Origin of the sequence: Nocardia sp. NPDC052316, from assembly GCF_044547795.1 — a bacterium.
In the GTDB taxonomy this organism is placed as follows: domain Bacteria; phylum Actinomycetota; class Actinomycetes; order Mycobacteriales; family Mycobacteriaceae; genus Nocardia.
Genome location: NZ_JBIUBB010000007.1, coordinates 238,407 through 247,465, shown reverse-complemented (window position 1 = coordinate 247,465; position 9,059 = coordinate 238,407). Strand labels below are relative to the sequence as shown.

Genomic DNA, 9,059 nt, shown 5'->3' with positions numbered 1-9,059 from the left:
CCGGAGCAAGCTCTGCTCCGGCGGGGCTGTCAGCTCACACGCCCAGTGCCTGGGATGCCGCCGCGGTGCCCTGAAGGCGGGCACTGATCTTCGCGAACGCGGTCTCTCGCGATGTGGAGACGTCGTCGCCGAATGGTGCGAAACCGCAGTCGTCGCACGTGCCGAGCCGGTCGACGGGCAGGTGTCGAGCTGCGTTGAGCACCCGGTCCCGCACCTGCTCGGTCGTCTCGATGGTCGGATCGATCGGATCGGTGACACCGACGAAGATTCGAGCATCCGAGGGCAAGTGCTCGGCGATGACGCGCAGTACCCGATCGGGGTCGGGTTCGCTGGCCAGTTGGACGTAGAACTGGCCGGCATGGATACCGAACAGTTTCGGCAACAACTCTGCGTAGTCGACGTCGAGGCTGTGGGTCGAATCCTGGTCCCCGCCAGGGCAAGTGTGCACGCCGATCCGCTGCCGCTGGTCCGGTGTGAAGCGGTCGAGCACGCGATTGTTCAACGCGACGAACGAGTCGAGTACTCCACCGGACGGATCGAGTTTGAGCGACAATCGCCCCTCGGTGAAGTCGAGTTGGACCGAGTGGGCGCCACCATCGAACGCGCCGCGAATATCGGCTTCCACGTTGTCCACGAGATCGTCGAGGAACTGTTCCTGGGAGTACCCGCTGATGCCGTCCGCGGGATACAACAGGCTCATGGCGGAAGCGGCGATCACGGCTTGCTTGACCGGTGCCGTCGCATACTTCCGGGCAGCCTGCAGATACTGCGCGCTGAAGGTCGCGTACCGAAACGGCCCGGCGGTCAACCGCGGCAGCTGCCTGGTGTGGCCGTCCGCGAAGGGAATCACCGCACCATCAGGACTGAGGTTCGTCAACCCGGCCAGCGGATAGCTCACAAAACTGGGCTTACTCTGCTCACCGTCGGTAACCACGGGCGAGCCGAGCGATTCCAAACGCGCAATGGTGTCCTGCACCGCCGCGTCGTAGAGATCGGCCAGCGCCGCATCGGTAATCCGCCCGGCGGCGTGGTCTTGCATTCCTGTCAATAACGCTGTCGGCCGAGGGATGCTTCCAATCGGTTCGGTCGGCAAAGGCATGAGCATTTCCCCTTCCCCACACCGCCGGCCATATGCGTTGCAGGACCGACGAATTGAACTTGCACTGACTTCAGAACGTCGCGCTGTCGATCACGGTAGCACGTTGAAACAGCGCCCACCGGCGATCAACTCATCCGTGTGAAAGTCGGCTCCGGCACGCATTTTTGCCCGGGTGGGCCACAACTCGGCTCGCCGGAACACCGCGGGAGGCGTCGATTCGGGTGCGCGGAATCGACGGGCGGTGCGTTCGGCTGCGTCTGCGGACGGTCTTGCTCCGCGGACGGGTCTATCGCTACTTTAGGGAGCGATCGTTCTCTATTGGTGGCGACGGTGGATCCGAGCGAAGGGCTGCAACATGTCTGGTAGGCGGCTGGACGGCAAGGTGGCGGTGGTGACCGGCGCGGCGTCGGGGATCGGGGCGGCGACGGCTGTCGAATTCGCCCGCCGTGGTGCCGTTGTGGCCCTGGCCGACATCGCATCGAGGGCACCGGCGTCGCTCGGGCCGGCTCGGCCGCAGCCAATGTCGAGACGTTCGACCGGATGGCGCGGACCACACCGGAACAGGCGGCACTGGCGATCGTGGACGGAATCCGGCGCGGAAAGGCGAGAGTCCGCATCGGCGCCGACGCGGTCGCGATGGATGTCGTCCAGCGACTGTTCCCGGTCGGCTATCAGCGGGTGATGCCGACGGTGATCAGGCTCGGACTCCGGCGCGTCCGACAGTGAAAAGACCTACGGCAGAGGAGAAATCATGATCCGTACCGAACGTGACGGTGCCGTGCTGACGGTGTGGCTGGACAATCCGCCCTACAACTTCCTCACCAGCGAGATCATGACCGCGCTCGCGGAGCTGCTCGGCTCGCTCGAACGCGAGGACGCCGTCGCGCGGTGGTGCTCACCAGCGCGGTCGAGGATGTGTTCGTCAGTCACTACGATGTCGCCGAAATCCTCGCCGGCGCAGCGGCGTCGCCGGTCACCCTGACCCGCCGTGCCGCCGCCGCGGCACTGCACACCAGCCGCGCGGCCGACCATGTTCCGGGCGGCCAGGCGGCGCTGGCCCGCGCCGGTGCGGGTGGCGTCGCCGATCTGCGGCGCTACCACGAGGTGTGTCGCCGAATGCGCGACTCCGACAAGGTATTCGTCGCCGCGCTCAACGGCCGCACGCTCGGTGGCGGCTGCGAGCTGGCGCTGTCCTGTGACATCCGGCTGATGGCCGACGGGCCCTACGAGATCGGTCAACCGGAGATCCTGGTCGGGATCATCCCGGGAGGCGGTGGCACGCAGCTGCTTACGCGGGTACTCGGTGCCGCCCGTGCGCTGGAACTGTGCCTGGAAGGTGCCCCGATCACTCCCGCCCGCGCCCGCGACATCGGCCTCGTGCACCGGTTGGTCGCGCCGGCCGACTTACTGGATGAGGCCCGCAGCACGGCTGCTCGGCTGGCCCGCAGGTCACCGGTCGCGGTCGGAGCGCTCAAAAGAGGCGCTGCCCGGCCGCTGGCGCTCAGCCGGCGTCTGCCGACTCCAGCAGTCCTGGAACGGTTTTCGTGGTGTTGTGGCGGAAGATGTTGACCGCGCCCACTACCTCGTCGGACTCGTCGCGGATCGGGAAGACGTTGACCAGCGCGAGCAGCCGGAAACCATTGGGCTGTTCACAGATGACGTCGGCGTCGCGCACGGTGCCACCGTTGTTGATGACCACCGACGGCGGGGCCGCCTCATGCGGCATCACCTCGCCGGAGGGGTAACGCAGCCGGAACGCACCGCAGTACTTCTCGCTCTTACCGAGTTCGGGGCTGCGCCCCCACGCTCCGATCGCGGTCTTGTTGCAGGCGATCAGGGTGCCGTCCTTCTCCAGGACGTACATCCCGACCTCGATGTCGTCCATCGCGGCCTGGTCACCGAGCAGGCCACCGGGCACCAGGTGACCGTCCACGAGCTTGCCGTGAAACGTGAGATCGTTCAGTTCACCGGCGGTAATCTTTTGACTGATACTCATTTCGCTTCCCATCACTCGGAATAGAGCGTCAAACAGCGTTCGATGAAGAAATCTGGGCGCGTAGCTCAGTCGAGTAGAGGTGACTTCCGCCCCTTTCACCACCGGCTAGTGTACCGAAATTGCCGTCCGGGCAGTCTGTTTCGCAAGAATGAAAATGGCCGAAGCGGTAAGTTCTTATGCTGAACTCACTGCTTTCACCGGGAGGGCCGGATGTCGTTTGTCATCGCAGGAGTGGTGCTGATCGCCGCCGCCGCACTGGTGGATTTCTCTCCGGTCGCCGCCGGGGTCTGTGCCCTCGTCGCCGTCGCGCTGGTCGCGGTCGGCGTCATCGGAGTCTTCCGCCGCCGCAACCGCGACGATGAGCCCGGCCCGGCTGGCCGTGCCGCCAGGCGCAGCGGGGGGACCAGCGGCTCCTCCTCGGAATTCCACGCCGGGGGCGGCAGCAGCGAGTGAATCACCCGTCGCGCAGTGCGGGTCAGCAGTCCGCGACCGTGCGGCATACCGGTAGTGATTCGAAGGTGGCTAGGAAAGGCAGCAGGCCGCCGAAGGTGTCTCGGGCGAAGGCTCCGTGTGCACGGTCGGCGTCGTAGCGGTGTCCGACATTGACCGCGCCCGCGAACGACGACTTCACGGTGGGGCCGCTCACGTAAGTGGTGCCGTCCTTTTGCTTTTTGACCGGTTCACTCGGGTTCTGGATCGAAAAGGGGCCTTCCCGGTGCTCCCGTTCGTTGGTGCGCGGGTAGTAGAAGTAGAAGGTCGCCTCGCCCTTGGCGGTATCCACTGCGGTGCAGAGTCCTTTGGGGCCGCGGTCGGACTTCAGGTACGGCGTGGGGCATTGCAGTGGGAACGGCGGGCCGGGTATCTCCACCAGGGCCGGTGCGGGCCACGGGTCGCCACCAATTAGGTTGGGGCGCAAGGTATCCCAGGCAACCAGGGCTGCGGCCACGGTCACGGTGGTGCCGAAGGCGATCGGTGCGAGGTGGCGACGATGGTTTGTCGACAGCGCGGCGGTCGCGGCGGCGGCCAGGTCGCCGCAGGACTGGTAGCGGTCGGCCGGGTCGGACGCCGAAGCCTTCGCGACGACGGCCGCTAGGCGCGGCGTGAGTGATGGTGCGACACCGGCGCCAGGGAGCCGACCGGTGAGCAGTTCGTGCAGCGTGACCCCGAGGGCGTAGACGTCGGTACGCCGGTCGGTGGCGTCGCCGGCCCACTGCTCCGGTGCGGCGTAGGCCCGAGTGAGCACCGGCGGGCCGACGGTCTGGGTGGCATCCGCGTCGGTGGTGCGGGCTATGCCGAAGTCCCCGATCAGGACGCGATCTTCGTCACCGAGAAAGATGTTGGCGGGCTTGATATCTCGGTGCACGATGCCGCGCCGGTGGGCATGGTCGAGGCCCTTGGCGACCTCGGTCACGATGTGCACGGCGCGGTGCGGATCGAGTCCGCGCCGATGCCGGCGCAGCAGGCGCGCGAGGTCACCACCGGGGACATAGTGCATGGAGATCCACAGCAGCCCCTCTTCGAGGCCGCGGTCGTGAATGCCGACGATATTCGGATGATCGAGTTGCGCAACCAGTTCGGCTTCCCGCTCGAACCTGGCCCGGAAGCGGGGATCCGAACCCAGCTCGGGATCCAGCACCTTCAACGCCACCGAACGGGGCAGGCGCGGGTGGCGTGCCAGGTACACCGTGCCCATACCGCCGGAGCCGAGACGTTCCACGATGAGGTGGTCGGCGAAAACCGTACCCCGCAGCAAGGAGGGGGCGGCCATACTGCACCTCCTGCACGAGAACGCATTCCAGAATACCCGCTGCGTTCCGGCGCCACCGCCTATCCTTGGCAGATGCCCGACGAGACTGTGCCGTCGGTGGAAGTGCGCTTGCTCGGACCCGTACAGCTGCTGGTCGACGGCTCGGCACTGAATATCGGCGGCACCAAGCCTCGGGCGGTGCTGGGGATGCTCGCCGTCAACCGGCGCCGGGTGGTGTCGTCGCACGCGCTGGCCAACGGTATCTGGGACGGCCGTCCGCCTCGCCGTTTCGCTCCCACGCTGCACGTGTTCGTCGCCGATATCCGCAAAGCCCTGCGGACGGCGGGGGCCGACCCAGCGGAGATCCTTCGGACGGTCACCCCGGGCTATCGGCTCGAACTCGCCGACAACTGCTGCGACGCAGCGCGTTTCGAATCGAAGCGGGCCGCTGCCAGCGCGGCGGCCGCGGCCGGTGATCACGCCGGTGCCCTCGCGCACTTCGATACGGCGCTGGCGCAGTGGAGCGGCGACCCGCTCGCGGATCTGCGTGGCCTCGCCTTCGCCGACAACTTCGCGGCCGAGCTGGCCGACCGCCGCCTGAATACGGTGCTGAGCCGCGTCGACGCCGAGATTGCCCTGGGGCGTGCGGCCGAGACGGTGGGCCCGATGACCTCGCTGGCGGCCGATCATCCGGTGAACGAGGCCGTGTGGCGCAGACTCGTCACCGCGCTGTACCTCGCAGGCAGGCAAGCCGAGGCACTCGACGCGTGCAGGCGGCTACGGCGGAATCTCGCGGAGCAGGAAGGGCTGGATCCCGATCCGGTCACCTTGGCCCTCGAGCAGCAGGTCCGGCACCAGCAGCCGTTGCGGCCGATCGAGTTACCGCGCGGCAAAACCACCACGGAGGCCACGCAATCCGCGCCGCGTGCGGTGCTGAAGTTGTCGGATGGGCGGACCGTCGAGCTCGACAACGGGGTTCGGATCGGCCGGCTACCGGACAATGATGTGGTCCTCGACGACACGCGCGTCAGCCGGCATCACGCGCGGCTCGTCGTTCGCGAGGCGGGGATGTTGCTCGTCGATCTCGGCTCGGCGAACGGAACCTATGTCAACGGAGCGCAAATCGTGACCGGCACCCTGCTCGCCGACGGCGATACGATCCGAATCGGTTCGACCGCAATGAGAGTCGAGATGCTCGCCGAGGAGCAGTCGAGCGAATAGGTGTGCGCTGGTCCGTGGATAGGGCGAATCCCGATGCCTGGCACCGGGATTCGCCCACTCGATCATCCGCACTTGTAGGTGCCGTGATAGGCGTCTTGAATACCCCAGGTGACACGGTCGCGCCCGCCTGCGGGAGTGTGCCGGCAATCCAGGTTGGGGCCTTCCTTGTCGACGAACCAATTGACCCCATAGCCGCAGTTGTTCGTGACGTCCAGCTTGTTCTGGCGCCAATCCGTCGAATGCCGGACATCGACGCACGCGGGCAGCGGCGTTCGAGCCGCGGCGTCGTCGAACTGCGCCGCCGCCAACGGTTCCGGTGCCGAGGGCGCGGCATTCTGGGCGTACGCGCTGGACGGCGCGATCGCCGCGGCGGCGATACCGAGGCTCGATGCGCCGACGAGCATGCTGCGACGAACAGTTGACTTCATGACAGTTTCCTTTCCTCACCATCCGAGGTCGATTCCTCGAACGTTCGATCTGCGTAGATTGCGCAGAGGTAGTGGTCCCAGTAGCGCCCGGCGTAGTAGACGTGGTCGCGCAGTCGACCCTCGACCTGGAAGTAGCGACCCTCGCCGCTGCTCAGCTGCGGCCAGTTGAAGCCGGGGACCTCCAGATACAGCTTGCGAAATGGGAAGGTATGGAACAGGTATCGGACGAACAGGGTGATCACCTCGGCCGCCAGTCCGGTTCCGGCGTAGGCCGGCTCGAACACGGCGCCGACGTAGGCGTGGCTGCCGTGGCGATCGGCGCTGTAGGCGACGACGTGCCCGGCGGGTCGGTTGTCGTCGACGCGCCGCACGACGTACTGCGTGACCACCTGCGCCCACAGTTCTTCGACGAAGCGTTCGGGCGCGGGCGGTACCCCGCGGTATCGCCAGCGGAAGCAGTTCTCCGGGCGAACCGCGAGCGCATAGAGGTATTCGGTGTCGCCCGGTTGGAGGGGGTCGAGCCGGAACATCGGGCTCTGCAGGACAGGGGCGAGCGGATCAGGGTGCGGCGGTGGCAGTTCCGGCACGGAGTGCGGGCCTGACGATGCCCCGTTCCCGGCGCGAATGGTGAGTTGAACACGTTTGCTCGCAACGGTTTCCGCGAGCGCCAGGACATCGCCGACGGTGCCGCGACGCTCTTGATCGGTCTGTACGCGCACGCCGCGCGAGTCCAGCCACGTCGACACGGTCATCATGTCGAGGCTGTCCATGCCGAGGTCGTCGACGAGCCGAGCGGTATCGGTAAGGGTCGCGGGATCGTGTTGCAGCAGGTCCGCGAGCTCGGCGCGCAGCTCTTCTCGGTTCGCCGCGGTGCACCGGCCGACGCTCGGCATTCGCTCGAAATCCCAGTCAGCACTTGCCATTTCCCACTCTTTTCGGTCGATTCCGAATTGCTGAGACAACCGTAGAACCCGATGCTTAGTGGAATCTTCGGAGCCGATTAGTCGGCTGAGCATGGACGTGCAGCAGACGCTCGGTCGGTGCGGTAGGCGACAGGATTCGGCCGGACCGATGAATTTCGGGTCGGTCCGTAGTCGGTATGGCTGGAAGCACCGGCAGCGGTGGGTCTGCCCTGGAACCGTTCCAGCGCGGGAGGAAACAACTGGAGGCAACGATGAGCGTCGACAACCCTGCGCACCAGCACGCGACCCGGCCGAGTGAACCGGGGGCGCGGGGAAGCGGTCCCCGGGTGCTGGTGGCGGGGGCGAGCATCGCGGGGCCCGCGCTGGCGCACTGGTTGCGCCGGTGGGGCGCCGAGGTGACCGTGGTGGAGCGGGCGCCCGTGTTGCGTCCTGGCGGGCAGGCGGTGGATGCGCGCGGGGTGGCCAAGGAGGTCATCCGGCGGATGGGGCTGGACGCGGCGGTGCGCGCGGCCCGCACCGATACCGCAGGCGCGTACACCGTCGACGCGGACGGGAACGTGCTTGAGACCTACCGTGCCGACGACCACGGTGGCGACGGGTTCATCGCGGAGATCGAGATCCTGCGCGGCGACCTGTCCCAGGTGCTCTATGACGACACCCATGACGGTGTCGAATACCTCTTCGGCGACCGCATCGCCGAACTCGCCCAGGACGCGGACGGCGTCGACGTGGTCTTCGCGGGCGGTGACCGGCGGCGCTTCGACCTGGTGGTGGGTGCGGACGGACTGCACTCGGCGCTACGAGCGCTGGTCTTCGGGCCGCACGAGGAATTCATCCGCCACCTCGGGCACGTGCTGGCCTTCTACAGCGTGCCCAACGAGTTCCAGCTTGACCGCTGGCTCATCGACTACCAGGAGTCCGGGCGCTCCGCCGGCCTGCGGCCCGTCCCGGACACCACCCGGGCGATGGCCATGTTCTCCTTCCCCGCGGGGAACTTCGACGTCGACTACCGCGACGTCGAGGCGCAGAAGCGCCTGTTGCGTGAGCGAATGGCCGGCTTCGGCTGGTTGACCCAGGACATCCTCGCGCACCTGGACGATGCTCCTGACTTCTATCTCGACCAGGTCGCCCAGGTGGTGATGGACCGCTGGTCGAGTGGGCGGGTGGTGCTGCTCGGGGACGCGGCGTTCAGCTCATCGCCCCTGTCCGGTGCGGGCACCGGCCTGGCCCTGGTCGGCGCCTATCTGCTGGCCGGCGAGCTGGCCGCCGCCGGGTGGGACCCGGAAGCCGGATTCGCCGCCTACGAGACGCGGATGCGCTCGTTCGTCGAGGCCAACCAGGAGATCGGCCGGTTGAACGCGCGCAGTCGCGAGGTCGCCGGGCCGGACGCCGAGCCGAGCGTCGATTTCACCGGCGAATGGTTCACCGAACTGATCGAGCGCGCGATCAACGGAGTCGAGCTGCCGGACTACACAGGGGTGCCGGACTCGGCCGGGCAGCCCATCACCTCGTCGGCCACGCCATAGGTGGCGGACGCAATGATCGCCGGCCTCGCGGTCATGGGAGTCGCTACGTCCGGGCCCGCCTCGGCCGGCGCCGAGTTCCCGGTCCGTACCGGCTTTTCGTCGTGGCAGTCGTGCTTCAA

10 protein-coding genes and 1 pseudogene are annotated in these 9,059 nt (G+C 67.2%); 6 read left to right on the top strand and 5 right to left on the bottom strand.

The window, feature by feature from the left end:
- Window positions 1-34: 34 nt before the first annotated feature.
- Window positions 35-1,099 carry a 5-methyltetrahydropteroyltriglutamate--homocysteine methyltransferase gene (locus tag ACIHA7_RS32755; RefSeq protein ID WP_397294947.1) on the bottom strand — a complete coding sequence of 355 codons (1,065 nt, stop codon included), beginning with the start codon at window positions 1,097-1,099 and terminating at the stop codon, window positions 35-37.
- Window positions 1,100-1,454: 355 nt separating this feature from the next.
- On the opposite strand from ACIHA7_RS32755, the pseudogene ACIHA7_RS32750 reads away from it, so the two are divergent.
- From ACIHA7_RS32750 to ACIHA7_RS32740, 3 genes and pseudogenes are all read left to right on the top strand, one after another.
- Window positions 1,455-1,535 (top strand): annotated as a pseudogene (locus ACIHA7_RS32750) (SDR family oxidoreductase); the annotation flags it as partial.
- Window positions 1,536-1,639: 104 nt separating this feature from the next.
- Window positions 1,640-1,825, top strand: a complete 186-nt coding sequence (locus tag ACIHA7_RS32745; RefSeq protein WP_397295558.1) for a hypothetical protein — start codon at window positions 1,640-1,642, stop codon at window positions 1,823-1,825.
- Window positions 1,826-1,987: 162 nt separating this feature from the next.
- Window positions 1,988-2,668, top strand: a complete 681-nt coding sequence (locus ACIHA7_RS32740; RefSeq protein ID WP_397294945.1) for an enoyl-CoA hydratase/isomerase family protein — start codon at window positions 1,988-1,990, stop codon at window positions 2,666-2,668.
- Here the strand turns inward: ACIHA7_RS32740 and ACIHA7_RS32735 are convergent.
- The gene (locus ACIHA7_RS32735; RefSeq protein ID WP_397294944.1) at window positions 2,601-3,095 is read right to left on the bottom strand and encodes a PAS domain-containing protein; all 495 of its coding nucleotides are present in this window, start codon (window positions 3,093-3,095) and stop codon (window positions 2,601-2,603) included. The genes ACIHA7_RS32740 and ACIHA7_RS32735 overlap by 68 nt on opposite strands.
- 210 nt (window positions 3,096-3,305) lie before the next feature.
- Here ACIHA7_RS32735 and ACIHA7_RS32730 point away from each other — a divergent pair, with 210 nt between their 5' ends.
- The gene (locus ACIHA7_RS32730; protein ID WP_397294943.1) at window positions 3,306-3,548 is read left to right on the top strand and encodes a hypothetical protein; all 243 of its coding nucleotides are present in this window, start codon (window positions 3,306-3,308) and stop codon (window positions 3,546-3,548) included.
- A 22-nt stretch (window positions 3,549-3,570) separates the two neighbouring features.
- Here the strand turns inward: ACIHA7_RS32730 and ACIHA7_RS32725 are convergent, their stop codons facing one another.
- Window positions 3,571-4,863 carry a serine/threonine-protein kinase gene (locus tag ACIHA7_RS32725; RefSeq protein ID WP_397294941.1) on the bottom strand — a complete coding sequence of 431 codons (1,293 nt, stop codon included), beginning with the start codon at window positions 4,861-4,863 and terminating at the stop codon, window positions 3,571-3,573.
- A gap of 72 nt (window positions 4,864-4,935) precedes the next feature.
- Between ACIHA7_RS32725 and ACIHA7_RS32720 the strand changes: the two genes are divergently transcribed.
- Complete coding sequence (locus tag ACIHA7_RS32720) at window positions 4,936-6,063, top strand: BTAD domain-containing putative transcriptional regulator (RefSeq protein ID WP_397294939.1); 1,128 nt, start codon at window positions 4,936-4,938, stop codon at window positions 6,061-6,063.
- A 62-nt stretch (window positions 6,064-6,125) separates the two neighbouring features.
- Here the strand turns inward: ACIHA7_RS32720 and ACIHA7_RS32715 are convergent, their stop codons facing one another.
- Both ACIHA7_RS32715 and ACIHA7_RS32710 read right to left on the bottom strand, forming a co-directional pair.
- Window positions 6,126-6,491 (bottom strand): hypothetical protein, encoded by a 366-nt coding sequence (locus tag ACIHA7_RS32715; protein ID WP_397294937.1) that lies wholly within the window; start codon window positions 6,489-6,491, stop codon window positions 6,126-6,128.
- Window positions 6,488-7,414 (bottom strand): GNAT family N-acetyltransferase, encoded by a 927-nt coding sequence (locus ACIHA7_RS32710; protein ID WP_397294935.1) that lies wholly within the window; start codon window positions 7,412-7,414, stop codon window positions 6,488-6,490. Before ACIHA7_RS32710 ends, ACIHA7_RS32715 begins: the two co-directional genes overlap by 4 nt.
- Window positions 7,415-7,665: 251 nt before the next feature.
- Between ACIHA7_RS32710 and ACIHA7_RS32705 the strand changes: the two genes are divergently transcribed.
- Window positions 7,666-8,940, top strand: coding sequence for an FAD-dependent monooxygenase (locus tag ACIHA7_RS32705; protein ID WP_397294933.1), 1,275 nt, complete (start codon window positions 7,666-7,668; stop codon window positions 8,938-8,940).
- The last annotated feature ends 119 nt before the right edge of the window (window positions 8,941-9,059 follow it).

Excerpts from the sequence above, each read along its gene's own strand:
- ACIHA7_RS32755 (WP_397294947.1), bottom strand. The coding sequence starts at position 1,099 with ATGCCTTTGCCGACCGAACCGATTGGAAGCATCCCTCGGCCGACAGCG.
- ACIHA7_RS32745 (WP_397295558.1), top strand. The coding sequence starts at position 1,640 with ATGGCGCGGACCACACCGGAACAGGCGGCACTGGCGATCGTGGACGGA.
- ACIHA7_RS32735 (WP_397294944.1), bottom strand. The coding sequence starts at position 3,095 with ATGAGTATCAGTCAAAAGATTACCGCCGGTGAACTGAACGATCTCACG.
- ACIHA7_RS32730 (WP_397294943.1), top strand. The coding sequence starts at position 3,306 with ATGTCGTTTGTCATCGCAGGAGTGGTGCTGATCGCCGCCGCCGCACTG.
- ACIHA7_RS32725 (WP_397294941.1), bottom strand. The coding sequence starts at position 4,863 with ATGGCCGCCCCCTCCTTGCTGCGGGGTACGGTTTTCGCCGACCACCTC.
- ACIHA7_RS32720 (WP_397294939.1), top strand. The coding sequence starts at position 4,936 with ATGCCCGACGAGACTGTGCCGTCGGTGGAAGTGCGCTTGCTCGGACCC.
- ACIHA7_RS32715 (WP_397294937.1), bottom strand. The coding sequence starts at position 6,491 with ATGAAGTCAACTGTTCGTCGCAGCATGCTCGTCGGCGCATCGAGCCTC.
- ACIHA7_RS32710 (WP_397294935.1), bottom strand. The coding sequence starts at position 7,414 with ATGGCAAGTGCTGACTGGGATTTCGAGCGAATGCCGAGCGTCGGCCGG.
- ACIHA7_RS32705 (WP_397294933.1), top strand. The coding sequence starts at position 7,666 with ATGAGCGTCGACAACCCTGCGCACCAGCACGCGACCCGGCCGAGTGAA.